We start from the raw sequence: 21,357 nt of genomic DNA, 5'->3' as shown, positions 1-21,357 counted from the left end.
CATGCAAAATCTTTATAAATATACCGTAATCATTACTGCAACCAGTTTGTTATTGGCTTGTAGCGAACACAAAACGGCCGTAACAAATGATAAATTTGCCATTACCGATTCTTTGATCAGCCGATTACTCATTGATACGGTGCAACAGGCAAATGGCAAAACCGAACTGATGTTTTCGGCTAAAATTACTGCAAATGAAGAACGAAGATCGGAACTTTTCCCTATGGTAAGTGGAACGGTAAACCATATTGCGGTAAGGTTGGGCGATCAGGTTTCGAGCGGACAGACACTGGCTACGCTCAACAGTTCGGAAATGGCAGGTTTCGATAAAGATGTGATAGCCGCAAATGCCGAACTTAAAAATGCAGAAAGAGCCGTAAAACAGGCCGAACAACTTTTCCAAAGTGGCTTATCATCAGCCAAAGAACTGGAAGAGGCCAAAAATGACTATCAGATCAAAAAAGCAGAGGCAAAAAGGGCCAGTTCCGTATTAACACTCAACGGTGGTAGCAGTACAGGATTGTACGCGATTAAATCGCCGGTTAGCGGTTTTGTGATCGAAAAAAATGTGACGCAGAACATGCAGTTGCGTGGCGATAACGACAAAAGCCTTTTCACTATTGCCGATCTATCCAATGTTTGGGCCATGATCAATATTTACGAATCGGATATTTCACGGGTTAAAGCGGGTGATGAGGTGAGTTTATCAACCCTGTCCTATCCAAACCAGGTTTTTAAAGGAAAAATAGAGAAATTATATAACCAGGTTGATCAGGACAGTAAAGTAATGAATGCCAGGGTTGTGATCCCAAATCCGGGATTTTTGCTCAAACCAGGCATGCTTGGAACGGTAAAGGTTTCCGCGAATTCCGCAGTTGATCTTCCCGTTTTAAACGCAAGGGCGGTAATTTTCGATGAAAACAAGAACTATGTACTCGTTTTGGGGCAGGATCATAAAGTGAAGATCCGGGAAATCGAAATTGGCCGTAAAACTGCAGACAAAATCTACATCAGTAAAGGTGTGCAGGCTGGCGACCGCATTATTGCCTCCAAACAGGTTTTCCTGTTCGAAAGCCTGAAAACTCAATAATTTCTTTTCATCATCCTAGATTTTAAAAATGAATAAATTCATAAAAAGCATTATTGGCTTTGCACTGAAGAATAAATATTTCATCTTTTTTGCCACTTTTATCTTAATACTTGCCGGCTATTTAAGCTTCAAACATACTACAATTGATGCTTTCCCTGATGTAACCAATACCAACATTACCATTATAACCCAATGGCCGGGACGTAGTGCCGAAGAGGTAGAAAAATTTGTGAGCCGACCATTGGAAATTGCCATGAACCCCACCGAGAAGCGGACCAGCATCCGGTCTTCCTCCCTGTTTGGCTTATCCATCGTCAAGGTTAGTTTTGAAGATGATGTAGATTATGCCGAGGCACGTGTTCAGGTAAATAATCATCTGGATGAAGCCGACCTGCCAGAAGGGATCAGCCCTGAAGTGCAGCCGCCATATGGACCAACCGGAGAAATTTTCCGCTATACCTTAACAAGTGATACGAAATCGGCCAGGGAGTTAAAAACCTTACAGGATTGGGTAATCCAGCGCGAACTCTTATCCGTTTCGGGCATTGCCGATGTAGTGAGCTTTGGTGGAGAGGTTAAAACCTACCAGATCACAGTCGATCCGCAGAAGGCAATTCAATACGGTGTAAGTGCAACCGAACTTTTCGAAGCGGTATCGAAAAGCAATATCAATGTGGGTGGTGACGTGATTGTGCAGAGCGGACAGGCCTACGTGGTACGGGGTATAGGCGTACTCAACAATATCGACGAAATCAGAAATGTAGTAGTTGACAACATTAATGGCACACCTATTTATGTCAAGACCATTGCTGATGTAGCCGAATCTGCCCTGCCAAGATTGGGTCAGGTTGGCCGCGATCGGGATCCGGATGTGGTAGAAGGCATTATCGTGATGAGAAAAGGTGGTAATCCTTCTGAGGTAATCGCGAGATTAAAAGACAAGATCAATACCATCAACAGCAGCATTTTGCCAGACGATGTAAAAATCAAACCATTTTATGACCGGGAAGACCTGGTCAATTATTCTGTACACACAGTAATGGGCAACATGCTGGAAGGAATTTTGTTTGTTACCCTGATTGTATTTCTTTTCATGGCCGATTGGCGCACTACCCTGATCGTCTCGATTATTATCCCATTGGCCCTGCTTTTTGCTTTTATCTGCCTTAAACTGAAAGGTATGCCGGCTAACCTGCTTTCCATGGGTGCCATCGACTTCGGAATTATTATAGATGGTGCTGTGGTGATGGTTGAAGGAATTTTTGTGGTATTAGATGCCCAGGCCAAAAAACTGGGTATGGAAAAGTTCAATAAAATGAGCAAACTCGGTTTTATTAAAAAAGCCAGTCTCGAAAACGGAAAGGGAATTTTATTTGCTAAACTAATCATTATTACTGGTTTACTACCCATTTTTACTTTTGAAAAAGTTGAAGGTAAGATGTTCTCTCCATTGGCCTGGACTTTAAGTTTTGCCTTACTGGGTGCGCTAATTTTGACCTTTACCTTAGTTCCTGCTATGGCCAGCGTACTTTTGAAAAAAAATGTAAAAGAGAAACATAACATCTTTTTAGAGTGGATTACCAAAGCAACCCTCAGATTTTATGATAGCTGTTTCAAAAAAAAGAGGCTTGTTTTTAGCCTCTCTATTGTTGTACTGCTTTTAGGTGCTATCAGTTTTAAATTTTTGGGTACCGAATTCCTTCCCAGTTTGGATGAAGGTTCCATTTATGTTCGTGCTACCGGGCCTTTGAGTATATCGTTGGATGAAACCAAAAAACTTTCAAACGAGATGAGGAAAATCTTTTTAAGTTTTGAGGAAGTAAAACAGGTGATGTCGCAAACCGGCCGTCCGAACGATGGAACGGATGCTACCGGTTTCTATAACATGGAGTTTCATGTGGATATCTATCCGCGGAAAGAATGGAAACGTAAACAAAGCAAAGAACAGCTGATTGAACGCATGCAGGAGAAATTAAAGAGTTTTCCTGGTATCAGCCTCAATTTTTCTCAACCCATTTCAGATAACGTAGAAGAAGCGGTTTCGGGTGTAAAGGGTTCCATTGTGGTAAAATTGTTTGGGGAAAACTTTGAATACATTGAACAGGAAGAGGAGAAAATAGAAAATATTTTAAAAACGGTTGATGGTATCGAAGATCTGGGTATTTTAAGAAATCTTGGCCAGCCCGAACTGCAGATCAACCTCGATCAGAAAAAAATGGCTTTATATGGGGTAAGTACTGCAGATGCCAATGCCGTAATTGAAATGGCCATTGGCGGTAAATCCGCCACACAAATTTATGAAGGCGAACGTAAATTTGATCTCATTATCCGTTATCCTGAAGATTTTAGAAACGATGAAAGTTCGATCGGTAAATTACGTGTACCAACCCTTTCCGGTTCAAATGTTCAATTAGGCGAAATATCAAGCATCAGTAAGATTACGGGGCCAAGTATGATTTACCGTGATAAACATAAACGTTATGGGGCCATTAAATTCTCAATCCGCGGAAGGGATATGGGAAGTGTAATTGCCGAAGCACAGCAAAAGGTAAATGCAAAAATCAAATTGCCTCAGGGTTATCAGCTGGAGTGGGCTGGCGATTTTGAAAACCAGCAAAGGGCTATTGCAAGGTTATCGCAGGCCGTTCCGGTAAGTTTATTACTGATCTTTTTTATCCTATTTGTGCTTTTTGGAAACATCAAAGATGCGCTATTGGTATTAAATAATGTGCCTTTTGCTATGATTGGTGGCATTTTAGCCCTCCTTGCTGCTGGTGTAAACTTTAATATTTCTGCCGGGATTGGCTTTATCGCATTGTTTGGCATCTGTGTGCAGAACGGTGTAATTCTGATTACCCGTTTCAAAACCAACATCACCGAACTGAAATACCATCCAAACTGGACTTTTACCGATGCCATGCGCGATGGAATTGCCAGCAGGTTCAGACCCGTATTGATGACGGCTTTAATGGCCGCTATCGGTTTGATGCCCGCAGCACTTTCTACCGGAATTGGCTCAGAGGCTTCAAAACCATTAGCCATCGTAGTGATCGGCGGATTGATTACCAATACTTTGTTTAATCTTTTTGTTTATCCGATCGTATTTTATTGGTCGTACCGCAAAAAAGTAGATAAAATGATGCCGGTGCGGATCAATGACAGAGAAATGTAAACCAGATGAGGTGATTTACCAGCGATTTATCATGCCAGGCAATGATAAATCGCTAAAAGCCCTTGCCAGGATTTTTCGGTAGGTAAAAAATTCGAAAAATTATTTACAGCTTTTAGAAATGACAGCAAGGTTGAGCTAATAAGCAACTTAATGTCCTTCACGAACGCTCTTGGATGTATGTTTTTGCTTCTGCTAAAACAGCATCAAACTATGCTCAGATTTTGCTTATGATGTTCTGAATATTTCACTATTTCATTTAAGGATAAATTGTTAAATTGCCTTTATCTAATTTAAACTGATCTTAATGAAAAATCCTATCTCATGCATCATTATTGATGATGATCCTACCGCAATTAACATTTTGCAAGATCATATTGCAGAAATGCCCAGGTTAAAGGTTAACCGTGTTTTTACAAAACCAATAGAAGCACTTAGTGAAATCAGTACAGAGCGTAATAAACAATTGATTTTTTTAGATATCGATATGCCGGCAATGTCTGGCCTGAGGCTCGCTGAAAACCTCAAGCACAAGTTACATGATATTATTTTTACCACATCTTACCCGGAATTTGCATTGGAAGCTTTTAAGGTGAGGGCAAAACACTACCTGTTAAAACCTTTCAACATGGGAGATTTTGCAGTAGTTGTTAATGAAGTGCTTTCGGAGTGTTATGGTGCACAGCACATTGTAAACGAAAATGAAGGGGCATTTTTCTTGCGAACCAATGGTGAACGCGGCAGATTGACCAAAGTGCTCAAAAAGGATATCATATACTTACAGGGCTCAAACAACCATGTACACATTTACACCCCAACAAATGATTATTCTGTGTACATGACCATCAAGGAAATGGAAGAAAAACTCCAGGAAAATGAGCACTTTTACCGCGTTCACAAATCATACATGATAAACACCTCCTATGTAAAGGAAATCAATGGGCATAAAATCGACCTTGGCAAGTATGAAGTGCTCATGACTCCACAATACAAAGAGGCGTTTATGGATTACGTTGAAAACCAAACCCTGATCTCAAAACGTTTAAGGGACTAACATTTGCATATCTGAATGAGTAGTCATTGTTGTGATCACAGTCATTGTACTCGTAGTCGGATCACTCTTTTGAAAGCGCATATTTGCTGCTTTTTGTGAACGGAAAACAAACACAGTTTTCCGGGTCGTTTTTAGGTCTGCTATTTTTTTCATAAGCGAAAATTAGCCGCCTCAAAACCGTCAAAAGACTATATTACGCAAAGCAAATGTTGACTGTTGTGAAACCAAATTTTAACCAAAGAAAAAATGAAAACCTGGCTCAGAAATTATCGCTGGCATATTATTGCATGGGTTACCTTCATTCTTTATGAATATATACTGGTCTCCTTAATTCTTAAAATAAATGCCACTATATTAAGCTATTGTATTCACTACATTATTAATATAACACTTTTCTACATCCATGCTGAATGGGTACTGGGAAAAGGTTTGAAAGCACAAAAACCTGCTTACCTAAGTATAATCATCCTAACAATCCTTGAAATATTGTCGTATACTGTAATCGCATACTATACAGACCATTTTCTTTCAAAATCTGCTATAGCTCCTATTAATAGGCTAACAGACTGGAAATTTATGTCGTCAACACTTTGGCGTGGAATCTACTTTATGTTGTTCTCAACAGCATATTATTTTATCAAAAGTTATATCCATCAGAAAAACCGAACAACCGAGCTGGAAAAAAAAGCAATTGAAGAAATGTTGAAGCAGAAACAGATAACACTTGAATTGGCCAATGCCAAAAATGCCTATCTCAAAGCACAAATTAATCCACATTTCTTATTCAATACCTTAACCTATATTTATAACAGTACCCACAAAAGTGAGCCGCGTGCTGCAGAAGCGGTGCGATATCTTTCTAAGCTGATGCGTTATGCATTGGAATGTGAACATGGCCCGGAAATTATGCCACTTGAAGCAGAAATCCGCCAGGTGGAAAATCTTCTTCAGCTCTGCAGAACTAAACAGCCAGACTTGTTTGTAGACTTTGTTTATGATCAGAAAATCGAATCGACCAGGGTAATTCCATTACTTGTACTTTCCCTAACCGAAAACATGATTAAACACGGAAATCTTAGCCAGCCCGAAGATCCTGGAAAAATTACAGTCACGTTGCAGGAAGGCCTCTTTAGTATCCAGACAAGTAACCTGATTAACACCGGCCTCAACGATACTGGTTTTCATACAGGTCTGGAAAATATCAGGCAGAGATTACTTTACACTTATGCACAAAAGGCCGCACTCTCCTCAAATCTCAGAGGCAAGTATTTTGAAGTGCACATCACCATTAACTTACTTGAAACCGATTAAGACTGTATAGTATTAGAGCTAAATAAGGCTTGAATTTAAAACAAGTATCCGCTAATCTGGTTCTTAGCCGTTAAAATTTACAGTGCAGTTTTCTTGCATCACTGTAAATCAAGATTATCAGACCGTATACCATTTTCACAAAATTTTTCTCTAAAGACTCATTTTCAGGCAAACTAAAGGTTATTTACCTCAAATCCTCTGTAACTAAGCATCTCGGCGTTATGCGAAACAATTAAACGGAGCTTTAATCTTGCTATAATTTCTCTGGCTTGTGCAATATTCCGGTGTATATCATTTATTCCCCTGATTTCGATACCACCGGGTATTAATTTAAATTTGCTGGGTTCAAATTTATCAATAAACTGCTGTAGGTCTGGACTGATTTTTACCTGATTGCTCTGCATAATTAATTCAGTTTTATGGCCGCAAAGCAACACAATCTGTTTTAAGTTATGAGCAGTTCAGTGTTAACTTATTAAAAAATGTTAATGAAGGATCTTTTCAAATTCAATTGATTACAACACCGTGAAACCGCGTTTTTTATCAAACTGCTAATTACCAATAACCTTCGCTGAAATAAACATCATATTTGCTTAACTTTCAGATCATGTACAGCTAATAGTTTTGCATAAATAAAAACTCATGCGTACCATAAAAAGACTGAACAGATTACGCTATTACTTCGTTTCTGCAACATCAATACTGCTCCTGGCCGTTATTTTTAATTTTAGCTTTTCGAAAACAAATGGATTCCTGATTTTTAATCAGTTCCATCCAACATGGCTGGATATATTTTTCAAATATTTCACTAATCTCGGAGATGGCTTAATCAGTATTCTGGCAGCAATCGCCCTCCTTTTATTCCAAAAAAGGAAAAAAGCAATGACAGTAGCTCTTGCTTATATCTATTCCGGATTGCTTGTTCAGCTTATGAAAAGAATATTTCACCTGCCCAGGCCAAAATATTTTTTTGAGCAAACCTTATTTCATTATACCCACTTTATTGAAGGGCTAAGCACACACAATCAAAATTCTTTTCCATCAGGACATACTGCATCAGCTTTTGCGCTGGCAACAGCATTGGTCATGATTTTTAAGAAAAAGCAAATTTCTTTTTATTGCTTATTCTTAGCATTATCAGTTGGTTATTCAAGGATATACCTGGCTCAACACTTCCTTGTTGACGTAATTTTTGGTGCAATAACCGGTATTATTTGTGCAATTATAAGCTATCATCAGGTATACGATCTTAAAATCTTCAAATCAGCTCAGATCAGAAAAAGGTATCAACAACTCAAAATGGCCAATCATCATAATTCCAGGTAAATGAGAGACATACCTGGTAAATTATGGTTGTTTATAATGGCAATGACGTTGATTAAACTGATCATTGCCTCTACAACAGCGCTTGGAAATGACGAGGTATATTATTGGACATATGCTTTAAATCTCCAATGGAATTATTTCGACCATCCTCCATTCGTAGCATGGCTGATCAGGACAACAACCGCAGATTTATATCTCCACAACGAATTGGCAGTCCGGCTTGGAGCCATAATATCTTCAACAATTGGTATTATCATCGTATATCAAACGGGTAAACTTCTCCTAAACAACCGTGTGGGCTGGTATGCAGTCTTACTTTATTCATCGTCTTTTTATTGCAGCATCATTGCCGGAACATTTATATTGCCCGATAGTCCGCAAATGGTTTTCTGGCTTTGGAGTATTTTTTTATTACTCAAAATAATCAGATACGCTAAACAAGGTTTACCTACTTTAAACCTCTGGTGCTGGTTTGGGCTGGCTGCAGGGCTTTGCATGATGTGTAAGATCCATGGTGTTTATTTATGGGTGGGTATTATCCTCTTCGCGATGGTGAGCGATAGGAAATTATGGGTACAAAAGGGCATTTATATTGCTATGCTCATCAGCTTAATTATAATATCGCCTGTGATCATCTGGAACATCCGGAATCATTTTATTACTTATACCTACCACAGCAACCGGGTTAGTTTGTTCCATGCCGGTTTAAACCCGTTAGCTTTTGCCAGAGAAATCGGCGGACAACTATTTTACAACAATCCCGTTGTTTCCATTCTGGCCTGGATGGCCGTTTTTAATTTCATCAAAACCAAAAATCAACATCATAAGAACGAAATACAATTATTAGTGTATTGCGCACTTCCACTTATTGTAACGCTTGTTTTTCTTTCCATTTTCAGAGATACTTTACCGCACTGGTCTGGTCCGGCATACAGCTGTTTAATATTTCTTTCTGCATTGAAACTGGAATCTTTTAGCCTGCCAAAAGTAAAAACCGTTATGGGCGCAGGGCTACTGTTTTTCTTACTGGTGGTGTGTACGGGGCTATTTGCGATTAATTTTTATAAAGGTACATTTTCAACACATAAAGATGCTATACAATTGGGTACCGGCGATCCCACTCTGGATTTATACGGCTGGAAGGAAACGGGGAAAATGATTGATTCCATTTATTACGTGGATCAGTTATTAGCAAAGAACAAACCAGTCCATACCATTGTAGTTACAAAATGGTTTCCTGCAGCCCATTTAGATTTTTATGTTGGCTGCAAAACTGGTTTGCATACTTATGGCATTGGAGAAATATTCGATCTTCATGAATATTACTGGTCTAACCAAAGCAAACCAAAATTAACAGCGGGCGACAATGCGTATTACATTCTACCTTCTAATCTTTACGATGAAAACAGCATCAGTTTTGTCAGGTCTCAATTTAAGCGTTGTACATCACCAATCATCCTTCCCATTTTCAGAAATGGCGCTGTATGCAAAAACATTTTATTATTTAAGTTAAATGGCTATAAAAAATAACATAATAGCGATTATAACAGCAAACTCTTGATGTATATCTTGTATATTAATTGCACATCAGCTAAAAAAGCAATAAATTAGCATAGAAAAGCTGATCCGATGGCTGATAGCAAATCTCATTCTCATAATAAACGATGTGCAATAATAAAATATATCCGCTAAGCTCGCTTTTTCTGGTACTTTTTTTCAGTTCTCTATCTTCAAGCGGACAAATTATACTCCAGGATAAGAACTTTCATTTAGACACTAAAGTATTTTCAAAAACGGATTCCGGCTCACTGAAACTGGATATTTATTATAGTGGAAAAATAACAGAAACCAAACCAACAGTGCTTTTCATATTTGGCGGTGGTTTTGTAATGGGACGCAGAGATAGCAAACTATTCGATCAGTATTTTAACGCGCTAATTGCACATCAATACAAGGTAGTTTCAGTTGATTATCGATTGGGCCTAAAGGGAAAGAAATTTCCAGGTCCGTTTAATACCGCTAACTTAAAAGCGGCAATCGATACCGCTACAGCAGATGTTTTTGATGCAACAGCTTATTTGATCAGAAATGCTAAAGACCTGGGTATCGATACAGCCATGATCATCCTATCAGGATCAAGTGCGGGCGCCATTACGGCACTGCATACCGACTATAACAAGCGGAATGCCACTGCATTATCTGCCAAGTTACCAGGAAATTTTCAATACAAAGGTGTGATTTCTTTTGCCGGGGCAATATTAAGTTATCGTGGTGCCCCAAAATATGCCATAGCACCAGCACCCACAATGCTTTTCCACGGCACGGCCGATAAACTTGTACCGTACAATAAAGTAAGATTGTTAAACAGAGGCTTTTTTGGGTCAAAATATCTTGCCAAAACCTTTAAAAAAAATGACTACCCCTATTATTTCCAGTATGTGCAAAACATGGGCCATGAAATAGCCGGTTCGCCAATGGTTGAAAACTTACCTGATATCCTCTGGTTTATAGACAATTACATTATTAAACACAAACGCTACTTTATGGAAGTAGATTTTAAAGATGCGGACAAAAAACCCACGTTTAACATTCCCCCTGCTTTAATAAAAAGGTAGCCTAAGTCATCTCGTTTCTCTTACTTTTCCAGTTCGAGCAGGGCAATGATCGGCAAATGATCTGAGGCATAACGTTCGGGAATAACCTCGTGGGAAACAATTTTAAAAGGACTTCCGGTTTTAAAACCAACATGATCAATGGTCTTCCGCGGGTTAACCACCGGAATGGTAAAACCACAATCGCTACATGTTCTGGTAAAACTTGAATCAAATATCTTAACAGGTTCTGCACCTGGCTCAGCATTTAAATCACCGGCAAGAATTAGAGGTAAGGTTTCTTTTGCGGTTAACCGGTTGATCTCTTTAGCCTGAAGGATACGATTATCTTCAGAACGTTGTGCATCAAGATGGGTAGAAGCAAAACGGACAAAAAGCCCGTCGGCAATTTTTATTGTTGCAATAGCCAAAACCCTTTGCTCTGCTTTGGCTTCATTATTTTTGGGCAGCTTAAAAGTCTGTTGTTCAGATAAAGGAAAACGTGATAAAATGGCTACGCCATAATCGCCCCCATCATGTTCAATTGCTTTGCCAAAATAGAAATTCATCTTCAATTGGGTTGCCAGTAAAACAGCCTGGTTAACATTACCCGATCTTTTGGTGTTCACATCTACCTCCTGCAAGGCTACCAGATCTGGTTTTTGCTTTGCGATTACCCTGGCAATGGCATCAACATCGATCAGGCCTTCTTTCTGTTTTGATGGCGGATTGCAATGGTGAATATTATAAGACATAACACGCAATATTCTACTGCGTTTGGATTCAACCTGCTTGTTGATTTTAAATGAACAAGCACCTAAAAAACAAATACTTAAGATTAAAAAAGCGTATAATTTCATTTTGATTGAACTCATAAATAAAAGCAGACTTCGTTAAGGTCAATATCAGAAACTGATCTCATTATCCCAACAGATCAATTTTCATGCGCGCCGGCCTCTCCGGTTAGTATGCGTTCCATCTCTATCATCATTTGCTCGGCCAGCCGTTGTTTGGCTTGTAATTTCGCTAAATAAGCTTCTGCGAATGTTACTTCAAGCTCTTCCATGATAAAGGCGTACTTTGCCTTAAGTTCTATAAGATCGATTTGAAGCTTTTCTGACAGGTTTTGCATAACACAAAGCTAAAAAAAGCAGAGATGAATTTCAGATTAACTCATTTTATTTTTTCCGTTTTTGAAAAAATAAAAAAAGACAAATATTTTAAAACAATCCCCTCGTTCTCTCGTTTATACATTGATTCCGGCGTGGTTTCCGGAATAGATTTGTTTGGTTAGTTGATTAGGGATCACACTCAAAGTGAATCCCTTTTTTTTTACAAAATTGTCTATCAGAAGATTGATCTGAAAATATTTTAAATTCAGCCTCTTAAAATCAAATAAAATGAAAGAAATCAGATGGGGCATTATTGGCTGCGGAGATGTGACCGAAGTTAAAAGCGGACCTGCTTTTAATAAGGTAAACCAGTCCAAACTCGTTGCGGTAATGCGCCGGAACGGTGCAAAAGCTGCTGATTATGCTCAACGGCATCATGTACCTAAATGGTATGATGATGCGGATCAACTGATTAACGATCCGGAGGTGAATGCCATTTATATTGCTACTCCACCATTATCACATGAAGCTTACACTATTCAGGCCCTAAAAGCAGGAAAGCCGGTATATGTGGAGAAACCAATGACTCTTGATGCTGCATCTGCCCAACGCATGACTGATACCGCCAACAAATTAAAAGTAAAGCTTTGTGTAGCACATTATCGGCGTGCTCAACCCATGTTTTTAAAAATTAAAGCGCTGTTAGATACACATTTGATCGGCGATGTACGTTTTGTCCGGTTAAAAATGCTTCAATCGCCTAATCCGGCTCTCGTTGCAAAAACAACCGATAATTGGCGGATTAACCCAGCTATTTCTGGTGGTGGTTTGTTTCATGATCTGGCACCACATCAATTAGACCTGATGACTTACTATTTCGGCGCAGTAAGAAACGCCATGGGCCTGGCCACCAGGCAACAGGAAAATACTAAAGCTGATGATCTTGTTGTAGGGAATATTCTCTTTGAAAGCGGAGTTATTTTCAGCGGCAACTGGTGTTTCTCTGTAGCGCCACAAGACCAGGCCGATAGCTGTATCATCTATTGTTCCCAAGGTCAGATCAGGTTCTCCGTTTTTGGGAATAAGATTACGGTTACAACCGATCAAAAAACCGATGAATATACATTTGAGCCTTTAGCGCACGTGCAACAACCCATGATCGAAAAGGTAGTTGATTATTTTTTAGATAAAGGACCAAATCCATGTAGTGGTGAGGATGCCTTAATTACCATGAAATTAATGGATGATTTTACCCGTAAGTAAAGCGAATACACATGTTACAATGAGATGTTAATCATTTAACCATGGCAAGATCCATTGATGCTGACAACCTTTATCAATAGCCATTTGAATATCGAACGGTTGTAATAACTCAACAATAATTAATTGGCATACTAACTTTATCCCTTTCCGAAGAGGTATTAATACCAAGTTGGCCTAAAGTTTCGAAAGCAAAAGCCTTACGGAAGCCCTTTTTTGATAATTGGGATCGAAATGCACATATTTAATTTTCCCCGAACGATCAATAATATATGTTGCTGGTACTGGCAGCGTATGCCTGGTATTCCCGTTGTTTTCTTCTAAGTTTATCCCATACCCCTTATATTTTGTAAATGTTGCTTCGTCCATAACAAAGTTAACATGGTAGGCTTTCATAATATCGTCGTCTTTATCCTGAAGGATAGAAAAACCAGCCCTTGTTTTTGTTACGGTTTTGGCGATATTATCTTTTGTTTCGGGTGTAACACCTATAACACAAGCATCCTTCTCGGTTAACAAGTTTAATGAGTCCTGAAGTTCCTTAATGTGTTTATTGCAATAAGGACACCATTGCCCGCGGTAAAAAAATAATACCACATTGCGGTGCGCCTTGAGTGCATTTTGTAAGGTCACTGTTTTGCCGTGTTGATCTACTCCACTAAACCCCGGAGCTTTATCACCCGCTTTCAAACCCTGTTGTGCCTTTGTTTGTAACGATAGCACAACGGCTATTGCTGCAATTAAAATAGTTTGTTTCATTTATGTTTTTATATTTTTTATCCCTTAGTCGAACTTAAAGCATTAACCTTACAGCAAAAAATTATTTTTTTTTATTTCCAATTCAATTTTTTCGATTAATTTTTTCTTAAAGGCATCATCCAATGTAAAGCTAGTATGCTGAAAGCTTACAAAGGCTTCATTAATCAATACACTTTGTTGCAGATAAATCCTGCATAAAGGGCAAGCAGCCAAATGAAAATTCAACTGTATGCGCTCTATTGTGGTAATTTTTCCGGCTATTTTCTTTTCAGTTAAAAAAGTGGCCCTCCTGCAATTGTTCATTATATTTTTTAGTGCCCACATCATATTAATTCCAGTTTTTTTCAAGACAGGCTCTTAGGTTAGTTTTCGTCCGGTGCATAATTACCCAAAAATTAGCATTGGTAAGCTTCAATTCTTTACAGATCATTTCTGAGGCAAGATCGTCCATATGTTTCATTGAAAACACGGAAAACCATAAACCAGGAAGTTTGGTCAGGCAATCATTCAATACATTTCCCAGTTCTTTCATCATTAGCGGATTAGACGTTTCTAAACCAAATGCTCTCGGATAATTTTTTCCGGTCCAATGCCCTGATGCTCGATCAAAAAAATCACTCAATTCACCTGCGGTACCCGCTACCGTTAAGCCGTTACCTGAACGCTTTCGATAAAAATCGGCTATTTTGTTTTTAAGAATTGCAGTTAGCCATGTTTTTTCTTTACTGTTGCCCTTAAATTCATCTATCTTCTGCAAAGCTGCCAAAAAGGTATCCTGGACTAAATCTTTAGCTGTATTTTCATCCCTCGTTCTCGACATTGCGAAGCCAAACAGGTAATCGGCATATTTTTCCACCCAGCTTAATGGATGCAAATGGAGGTTATGAACCACATCTTGCTTATCGGTTTCGTCTTGCATATTTTAGTATTAACTCCTATAAATATAATGTTAGTCGTAAAAATTGAAATATCCTTACAGTTTATTTCAGACTTTTTAAGCGGTTTATTGACCGATTGCCCGAAAATTTAAAAAAATCACTTCGATGTAAAGTAATTTTTAAAGTTGTCCGTCTACAGCTCATAACAAACCTAAAAATTATCTTTATGATAGCCGTTTTCAAAACAAATGTATCTACAGACAGCGAATTAAGCGTAATCAGTCCGTTGCTAAACAGCCACTTCAAAGAAATTAAATGGAATATTGATTTGTGGGATGCCGATAAAATTCTTCGGGTAGATTCGACAAAAGATTGGACAAAAGAAATTACTGAACTCTTCAACAGCATTGGTTTACATTGTACCAATCTTGAGGTTTTTCATTCAGCGCCTTTTTAACCACAGCATTTAGATTTCTGTTATTCAAGATCATCAGCTTTCATTTTATCCGTCAGATGGTAACATCTTACGGCAAGGTTGCCAGTCACAATACTTTAAAGTTTGCAGCTTCCCTTATAGCTTTAACCAATTTATAATAGATTATCATTACATTGCCTCTTCTATTGCATCGATTCCTAATGAAAGAAATTACCGATATTGTAAAGGCATACCAAAAGGCGACTAAAGAAAATAGAAAAACTGCTCTGGCAACTGTAGTTAAGGTAGAAGGTTCTGCCTATCGCAGACCCGGCGCCAGGATGCTCATTACTGAAGATGGCCAGTTAACAGGTGCCATTAGCGGTGGATGCTTAGAGGGAGATGCTCTTCGGAAAGCACTTTCAGCGATCGTACAACAGGAAAATAAGCTTATCACTTATGATACCACTGATGAAGATGATGCCAAATTTGGTGTCCAGCTGGGCTGTAATGGCATTATCCATATCTTGTTCGAACCGATTATAGAAACGGATAAGTTAAATCCAATGGCTATTTTAACTGCTTTGAAAAGCAAAAGGGAAAGTGCTGTATTGGCAACATTTTTTTCATTGAGCAACAGGCATCAACTGGGTACAGGGATGCTTTTCAGAAATGAACCTGTTCTTTCTAAAATCCCAGAATCAATCAGCGATGAAGTAATTGAAGATATCCGGGAAATTTTTGAAAATAAAACTTCTTCCTTTAATGTTTATAAACAAAACAATCAGCAGATTGACGCCTTTTTGGAATTTATAAAACCACCCCTTTCATTAATGATAGCCGGTGCAGGCAATGATGCACAGCCTTTGGCAGAAATGGCTGACCAGTTGGGTTGGGAAGTAACGGTAATCGATGGCAGGCCAACACATGCTACACCTCAACGTTTTCCAAATGCAACCAGAATTTTAGTGAGTAAACCGGAAAGCCTTTTTTCTCATATTCATATAGATGATCAAACGGCTTTCGTACTCATGACACATAATTACAATTATGATCTCAAACTGCTTCATTATCTGTTAGGTACAAACGCACCATATGTGGGTACTTTAGGGCCAAGGCAAAAGCTGCTCAGGATGTTAGATGAACTGAATTTGGCAACAGCCGAAAATGAAATGCGGGTGCATGGTCCGATCGGGCTTGATATTGGTGCAGAAACTGCAGCAGAAATTGGTATTTCTATCCTGGCAGAGATCAAATCTGTATTTACCGGTGCTTCGGTTATGTTTTTAAAAGATAAGAAAAAACCGATTCATGTTTACGAATAAATTGTAATGAGCATTGAAAACGGGCATCATCATCTTGGCAGCGGGCAATTCCTCCCGTTTGGGAAAACCAAAACAGCTTTTGGATTATAAAGGAAAAACACTCTTACAAACAGTAATTGATGAAGCTTTAGCAACAGATTGCAAACCCGTTATTACTGTTTTAGGCGCATACGCAAAAGAAATTGCTGAACACCACAGGCACAATGAAATCAAAATTGTTATAAATGAAAGCTGGGAAAGCGGAATGGGCTCAAGTATTGTTGCTGGCTTATCTACCTTAATCAAAAACAATAGCGATGTAGAATGTATTATTATTGCTGTGGCCGACCAGGCTTTTATAAAAAAGAGTAACTTTAATAACTTAATTGAAAAGCAGAAAGAAACAGGTAAAAATATTATTGCCAGTACGTACAACAATGCAATAGGAACCCCTGTTCTTTTCAAAAAAAACTATTTTGAAGCGCTTTTATTGCTCAAAGGCGCAGAGGGAGCAAAAAATATATTAAAACAATATTCAGAAGATCTGGAAACAGTGGTTTTTGAGTGGGGAGGGATTGATATTGATACAGAAACAGATTATAATCATTTAATTAGCCGGCGATGATAACAGATTCTTTTGGAAGAATACACGATTACCTGCGGATATCGCTTACCGATAACTGTAATTTTCGCTGTTTTTATTGCATGCCCGAAGAAGAGTACGATTTTACTCCTTCGTCGCGACTCATGCAAACCAACGAAATTATCAAACTGGCGGAGATTTTCGTGGCCAACGGCGTAAAAAAAATCAGGCTTACCGGTGGCGAACCTTTGGTAAGAAAGGATGCAGCCCAAATTATGGCGGCGCTGGGCAAACTTCCGGTAGAACTGGTGATGACCACAAACGGAACCCGCATTGCTGAAATGTTGCCCGTATTAAAAGAAGCGGGCATTAAAACCATTAACATCAGTCTGGATACCTTACAACCTGAAAAGTTTTTTATGATCACCAGACGGGATGTTTTCCATCAGATACGCAGCAATATCGAACTTCTTTTGCAACATAAAATAAAGGTAAAAATAAATATGGTTGTGATGAAAGGCCTTAACGATAATGAGATCAACGATTTCATCAGTTGGACCAAATTTAATCCCATCCAGGTCAGGTTTATTGAATTTATGCCTTTTAGTGGTAATAAATGGACGGGCAACCAGGTGTTTTCTTTGGGTGAAATACTGGCTGTGATTGAAAAAGATTTTTCGATATTACCTGTTAAGGGCGAAGCTCATGATACGGCCAAAAGTTACATGATTCCTGGCCACGAAGGTTCCTTTGCCGTTATCAGCACCATGACCCATCCTTTTTGTAACACCTGTAACCGCATGCGCCTGACTGCGGATGGAAAATTAAAAAACTGCCTGTTTTCGGATAGCGAAACCGATCTGCTGAGCAAATTGCGTCAAAATGAAGATGTAGTTCCACTCATCCAATCGGCCATTTGGAGCAAAAAGAAAACATTAGGCGGACAGTTGGTAAGTGATTTCGAAAAAATTGATGTAACTACCATTCAAAACAGAAGTATGATTACCATTGGAGGATAATATTTTCATGATTAGCGTTAAAGAAGCAAAACATCTAATTTCTCAAAACATCATTACGCTAAATCCCATTTCAGTTGATCTGGCAAACGCATCGGGACATGTTCTTGCGGCCAATGTTTATGCAAAATACGACATCCCGGCATTTAACCAATCGTCAATGGATGGTTATGCATTAAAGTTTGAAGATCATGCACAAGAACTCCGCTTAATTGGCGAAATGGCTGCCGGAACAACGACCAAAATCATTATACAAAATGGAGAAACCAGCAGGATATTTACCGGTGCTCCGCTACCTACAGGTGCCGATACCGTTGTAATGCAGGAAAAAGTCAAGAGAATAGATGGAAAAATCACCTTACATGATCCGGATTTAAAAATAGGATTAAATGTACGGGACCAGGGTTCGGAAATTAAGGCTGGGGCATTGGCAATGGAACAAGGTAATTTTCTTAGTCCTGCAGCTATTGGCTTTCTGGCCGGGATCGGCATAAATAAAGTTAGTGTTTATCCCATGCCCAAAATCTCGATTATTGTAACAGGAAAGGAATTACAACAACCCGGGGAGGTTTTGGGATTTGGGCAGGTGTACGAATCAAATTCTTATTCGCTGTCTGCTGCTTTAAAACAGGAAGGTATCGAACAAATTGAAGTTTGCGCATCCGATGACAACCTTGATATCCTTAAAAAAGTATTACAAACTGCACTGACGAACAGCGATATTGTACTGCTTACAGGCGGCGTAAGTGTAGGCGATTATGATTTTGTAATTGACGCAGCTTCACGTTGTGGCATCAAACAGATTTTCCATAAAGTGAAACAGAAACCTGGCAAACCGCTTTTTTTTGGAACAAAGGATCAAAAACTCATATTCGGACTCCCCGGCAATCCTTCATCCGTACTCAGTTGTTATTATAATTATGTATTGCCGGCAATTAAAGCTTTATCTCATCAAAGCAACAATGTAATAGCTATTGAGGCCAGGCTTACTCATGATTATACTAAACCTTTGGGGCTAACACATTTTCTGAAAGGTAAATATGAAAATGGACTGGTTACTCCACTTCACGCGCAGGAATCTTACCGATTAAGCTCTTTCGCGCAGGCCAATTGCCTCATCTGCCTTGATGAAGCAAAAGATCAATTCAAAGAAAACGAAATGATAACCGTATTGATTTTACCGGGCTAAACCATGCAAGAAAGCTTTATCCTCTTTTACTGTTTACTTTTTATAGTTGCATTTTTATATGCTTCGGTTGGGCATGGCGGGGCCAGCGGCTATCTTGCACTTATGGCTATTTTTGCCATTTCGCCATCCATTATGAAACCCACAGCGCTATTGCTCAACCTGTTTGTTTCTTCCACTTCTTTTATCCAGTTTTACCGTGGTGGCCATTTTAAATGGAAAATCTTCTGGCCTTTTGCACTGGTCTCCATCCCGCTTTCTTTTATTGGTGGTATGATGGTTATTCAAAGTGCGATTTATAAAAAGATTTTAGGATTACTTCTACTGATCCCGGTTATCCGTTTTTTCTTTTTTAAAAACACTGCCTCTAAAGATCTCAGATCATCAAATATTCCCTTATCGCTGACTATTGGAGGCATCATCGGTTTACTTTCGGGTATGATCGGTATTGGTGGGGGGATTATCCTTTCTCCTATCCTATTGCTTTTAAAGTGGACAGATCAAAAACAGACCGCAGCCATCAGTGCAGCATTTATTTTTGTGAATTCAGTTGCTGGTTTAGGTGGTCAGCTGATTAAAGGTTTCGAATTTAACGGTCATATGCTCGCTTATGTGGGAGTAGCTTTTGTTGGAGGCATTTGTGGCGCTTACTTTGGTGCCTTGAAATTTCCACAAACTGTTTTAAAAAATGTGCTGGCTTGTGTATTGGCTCTGGCTGCTTATAAACTATTATTTACGCACGCCTGACAGGAAATACCTTACCATTGTTTTATTATTTTTAAGTTTTGCTGTTAATGCTTAATAAAGCAGGCAGTTTATTTTAAAGGAAAGGCTAAAGCCCGTTCACCATCTCCATAAACAATTTAAGCGCCTATAACTCCGTTAGTTGAGATAGTATGACAATTTTCAATCAATTTATACTACATAAAGTAGCATCTTAAAGGTAAATTAGCAGCATGGAAATTGAAATTATCAGTTTTGGCCAGATTACCGAATTCATCAATAATCAAAAAATTGAAGTTGATGGTATTGCTGACACCAATGCCTTTAAACAATACCTCGAAAACAGGTTTCCAGCTTTAAAGGATATAAAATACAAACTTGCCCTGAACAAGAACATTGTTCAACAAAATACAGAAATTACAAACCGGGCTACAATAGCCATTATGCCGCCATTTTCTGGTGGTTAAGAAATATGAGTACAGCGCGATACAACAGGCAGATTATCCTAAAAGGATTTGGCGAGGAAGCACAGCAAAAGCTTTTAAGGTCAAAAGTTCTGGTTATTGGTGCCGGTGGTTTAGGCTGCCCTGCATTGCAATATTTGGCTGCTGCAGGTATCGGCCATGTTGGTATTGTTGATGATGATACTATTTCATTGTCCAATTTACACAGACAAATTCTTTTTACCACGGCTGATATCGGAAAGCTGAAAGTAGAGATAGCGGCAAAGCGCCTGCAGGAAATGAATCCCCAGATTGGAATCGTCCGTCACCCCATCCGGTTGCAGAAAAATAATATCCTTGATATCTTATCCAGATATGATTACATATTAGATGGTACAGACAATTTCGAATCCAGATACCTGATTAATGACGCCTGTGCGCTCTTGAATAAACCACTTATATTTGCTGCAGTATCAGGTTTTGAGGGACAGTTAGCCCTATTTAATGTTCCTGATCAGTTCACTCCAGGCACCAATTACCGCGATATCTTTCCTATTCCACCCCATAGAGATGAAGTACCTAATTGTGCCGAAAATGGTGTTATCGGCGTATTACCCGGTATTTTAGGTACGATGGCAGCGGCAGAAACCATCAAACTGATCGCCAAAATCGGACTACCTTTGACTAATAAAATATTAAGCTACAATTTACTTACACAAGAACAATATACCGTCAGCATCACCCATGGCGACGGTTATACGCTGCCTAAAACTGTTGATGAATTTCTAAATATGGATTATCAGGACACAAGCGAAGGCCCGCAAGGTTACACAGAAATTGATGTTGCCGAACTGGTGAAACTTCAACAGTTGGAATCGACGATACTAATTGATGTACGCGAAAGACACGAAGTACCGGTATTGGATAAACAAATCTTTATACAGGTACCAATGTCGGAGTTTGGCACTTTTTTGGGCAAAGAATTTTACCAAAAACAGGTCGTTTTAATCTGCCAGCATGGCGTTAGAAGTGTAGCTGCAGCAGAGGCCATGCAGGAAAGATATGGTGATACCAAAAAGATTTACAGTTTAAAAGGTGGCATCATTAAATGGAGGGATCATTTTCTCAAATCTTAAC

The 21,357-nt window shown here is 38.9% G+C and carries 22 protein-coding genes; 16 read left to right on the top strand and 6 right to left on the bottom strand.

Annotated elements, in window-relative coordinates:
* Window position 1: 1 nt before the first annotated feature.
* From QZ738_RS18245 to QZ738_RS18230, 4 genes are all read left to right on the top strand, one after another.
* Window positions 2-1,090 (top strand): efflux RND transporter periplasmic adaptor subunit, encoded by a 1,089-nt coding sequence (locus QZ738_RS18245; RefSeq protein WP_293789247.1) that lies wholly within the window; start codon window positions 2-4, stop codon window positions 1,088-1,090.
* Between the two features lie 28 nt (window positions 1,091-1,118).
* On the top strand, window positions 1,119-4,262 hold the full coding sequence (locus QZ738_RS18240) for a CusA/CzcA family heavy metal efflux RND transporter (RefSeq protein ID WP_293789245.1): 3,144 nt from the start codon (window positions 1,119-1,121) through the stop codon (window positions 4,260-4,262).
* 304 nt (window positions 4,263-4,566) lie between these two features.
* Window positions 4,567-5,313, top strand: coding sequence for a LytTR family DNA-binding domain-containing protein (locus QZ738_RS18235; RefSeq protein ID WP_293789243.1), 747 nt, complete (start codon window positions 4,567-4,569; stop codon window positions 5,311-5,313).
* Window positions 5,314-5,559: 246 nt separating this feature from the next.
* Entirely contained in the window at window positions 5,560-6,624 is a 1,065-nt protein-coding gene (locus QZ738_RS18230; RefSeq protein WP_293789241.1) for a sensor histidine kinase, read from the top strand.
* Window positions 6,625-6,797: 173 nt separating this feature from the next.
* Here the strand turns inward: QZ738_RS18230 and QZ738_RS18225 are convergent, their stop codons facing one another.
* Window positions 6,798-7,028 carry a hypothetical protein gene (locus tag QZ738_RS18225; protein WP_293789240.1) on the bottom strand — a complete coding sequence of 77 codons (231 nt, stop codon included), beginning with the start codon at window positions 7,026-7,028 and terminating at the stop codon, window positions 6,798-6,800.
* A 238-nt stretch (window positions 7,029-7,266) separates the two neighbouring features.
* Between QZ738_RS18225 and QZ738_RS18220 the strand changes: the two genes are divergently transcribed.
* From QZ738_RS18220 to QZ738_RS18210, 3 genes are all read left to right on the top strand, one after another.
* Window positions 7,267-7,950 carry a phosphatase PAP2 family protein gene (locus tag QZ738_RS18220; RefSeq protein ID WP_293789239.1) on the top strand — a complete coding sequence of 228 codons (684 nt, stop codon included), beginning with the start codon at window positions 7,267-7,269 and terminating at the stop codon, window positions 7,948-7,950.
* The gene (locus QZ738_RS18215; RefSeq protein WP_293789237.1) at window positions 7,951-9,480 is read left to right on the top strand and encodes a glycosyltransferase family 39 protein; all 1,530 of its coding nucleotides are present in this window, start codon (window positions 7,951-7,953) and stop codon (window positions 9,478-9,480) included.
* 134 nt (window positions 9,481-9,614) lie between these two features.
* Window positions 9,615-10,565: an alpha/beta hydrolase gene (locus tag QZ738_RS18210; protein WP_293789235.1), complete on the top strand. Its 951-nt coding sequence runs from the start codon at window positions 9,615-9,617 to the stop codon at window positions 10,563-10,565.
* Window positions 10,566-10,585: 20 nt separating this feature from the next.
* Here the strand turns inward: QZ738_RS18210 and QZ738_RS18205 are convergent, their stop codons facing one another.
* Together QZ738_RS18205 and QZ738_RS18200 are read right to left on the bottom strand one after the other, a co-directional pair.
* Window positions 10,586-11,296 (bottom strand): endonuclease/exonuclease/phosphatase family protein, encoded by a 711-nt coding sequence (locus QZ738_RS18205; protein WP_293789233.1) that lies wholly within the window; start codon window positions 11,294-11,296, stop codon window positions 10,586-10,588.
* A gap of 179 nt (window positions 11,297-11,475) precedes the next feature.
* Window positions 11,476-11,673 (bottom strand): hypothetical protein, encoded by a 198-nt coding sequence (locus QZ738_RS18200; RefSeq protein WP_293789231.1) that lies wholly within the window; start codon window positions 11,671-11,673, stop codon window positions 11,476-11,478.
* 268 nt (window positions 11,674-11,941) lie between these two features.
* Here QZ738_RS18200 and QZ738_RS18195 point away from each other — a divergent pair, with 268 nt between their 5' ends.
* A complete protein-coding gene (locus QZ738_RS18195; RefSeq protein ID WP_293789230.1) occupies window positions 11,942-12,916 on the top strand; it encodes a Gfo/Idh/MocA family oxidoreductase in 975 nt (324 codons plus the stop codon).
* 174 nt (window positions 12,917-13,090) lie between these two features.
* On the opposite strand, the gene QZ738_RS18190 is transcribed toward QZ738_RS18195, so the two are convergent.
* Genes QZ738_RS18190 through QZ738_RS18180 form a run of 3 tightly spaced genes read right to left on the bottom strand, consistent with a single transcriptional unit; the run spans window position 13,091 to window position 14,591 of the window.
* Entirely contained in the window at window positions 13,091-13,672 is a 582-nt protein-coding gene (locus QZ738_RS18190) for a peroxiredoxin family protein (RefSeq protein WP_293789228.1), read from the bottom strand.
* Between the two features lie 48 nt (window positions 13,673-13,720).
* On the bottom strand, window positions 13,721-13,975 hold the full coding sequence (locus tag QZ738_RS18185; RefSeq protein ID WP_293789226.1) for a hypothetical protein: 255 nt from the start codon (window positions 13,973-13,975) through the stop codon (window positions 13,721-13,723).
* 25 nt (window positions 13,976-14,000) lie between these two features.
* The gene (locus QZ738_RS18180) at window positions 14,001-14,591 is read right to left on the bottom strand and encodes a sigma-70 family RNA polymerase sigma factor (RefSeq protein WP_293789225.1); all 591 of its coding nucleotides are present in this window, start codon (window positions 14,589-14,591) and stop codon (window positions 14,001-14,003) included.
* Window positions 14,592-14,776: 185 nt separating this feature from the next.
* Between QZ738_RS18180 and QZ738_RS18175 the strand changes: the two genes are divergently transcribed.
* The 8 genes from QZ738_RS18175 (at window position 14,777) to QZ738_RS18140 (ending at window position 21,356) form a co-directional block, all read left to right on the top strand.
* Window positions 14,777-15,007, top strand: a complete 231-nt coding sequence (locus QZ738_RS18175; protein WP_293789223.1) for a hypothetical protein — start codon at window positions 14,777-14,779, stop codon at window positions 15,005-15,007.
* Between the two features lie 179 nt (window positions 15,008-15,186).
* Complete coding sequence (locus QZ738_RS18170) at window positions 15,187-16,290, top strand: XdhC family protein (RefSeq protein WP_293789222.1); 1,104 nt, start codon at window positions 15,187-15,189, stop codon at window positions 16,288-16,290.
* A 13-nt stretch (window positions 16,291-16,303) separates the two neighbouring features.
* On the top strand, window positions 16,304-16,894 hold the full coding sequence (locus tag QZ738_RS18165) for a nucleotidyltransferase family protein (protein WP_293789220.1): 591 nt from the start codon (window positions 16,304-16,306) through the stop codon (window positions 16,892-16,894).
* A complete protein-coding gene (gene moaA, locus QZ738_RS18160) occupies window positions 16,891-17,871 on the top strand; it encodes a GTP 3',8-cyclase MoaA (RefSeq protein WP_293789218.1) in 981 nt (326 codons plus the stop codon). Before QZ738_RS18165 ends, moaA begins: the two co-directional genes overlap by 4 nt.
* Before the next feature lie 7 nt (window positions 17,872-17,878).
* The gene (gene glp / locus QZ738_RS18155; protein ID WP_293789216.1) at window positions 17,879-19,057 is read left to right on the top strand and encodes a gephyrin-like molybdotransferase Glp; all 1,179 of its coding nucleotides are present in this window, start codon (window positions 17,879-17,881) and stop codon (window positions 19,055-19,057) included.
* 3 nt (window positions 19,058-19,060) lie between these two features.
* Window positions 19,061-19,801 carry a sulfite exporter TauE/SafE family protein gene (locus QZ738_RS18150; protein WP_293789214.1) on the top strand — a complete coding sequence of 247 codons (741 nt, stop codon included), beginning with the start codon at window positions 19,061-19,063 and terminating at the stop codon, window positions 19,799-19,801.
* 209 nt (window positions 19,802-20,010) lie between these two features.
* A complete protein-coding gene (locus QZ738_RS18145) occupies window positions 20,011-20,244 on the top strand; it encodes a MoaD/ThiS family protein (RefSeq protein ID WP_293789212.1) in 234 nt (77 codons plus the stop codon).
* A 5-nt stretch (window positions 20,245-20,249) separates the two neighbouring features.
* Window positions 20,250-21,356 (top strand): HesA/MoeB/ThiF family protein, encoded by a 1,107-nt coding sequence (locus QZ738_RS18140; RefSeq protein ID WP_293789210.1) that lies wholly within the window; start codon window positions 20,250-20,252, stop codon window positions 21,354-21,356.
* Window position 21,357 lies beyond the last annotated feature (1 nt).

This window comes from uncultured Pedobacter sp. (assembly GCF_913776295.1).
Taxonomy (GTDB): domain Bacteria; phylum Bacteroidota; class Bacteroidia; order Sphingobacteriales; family Sphingobacteriaceae; genus Pedobacter.
This window is presented reverse-complemented; position numbering and strand designations above follow the sequence as displayed.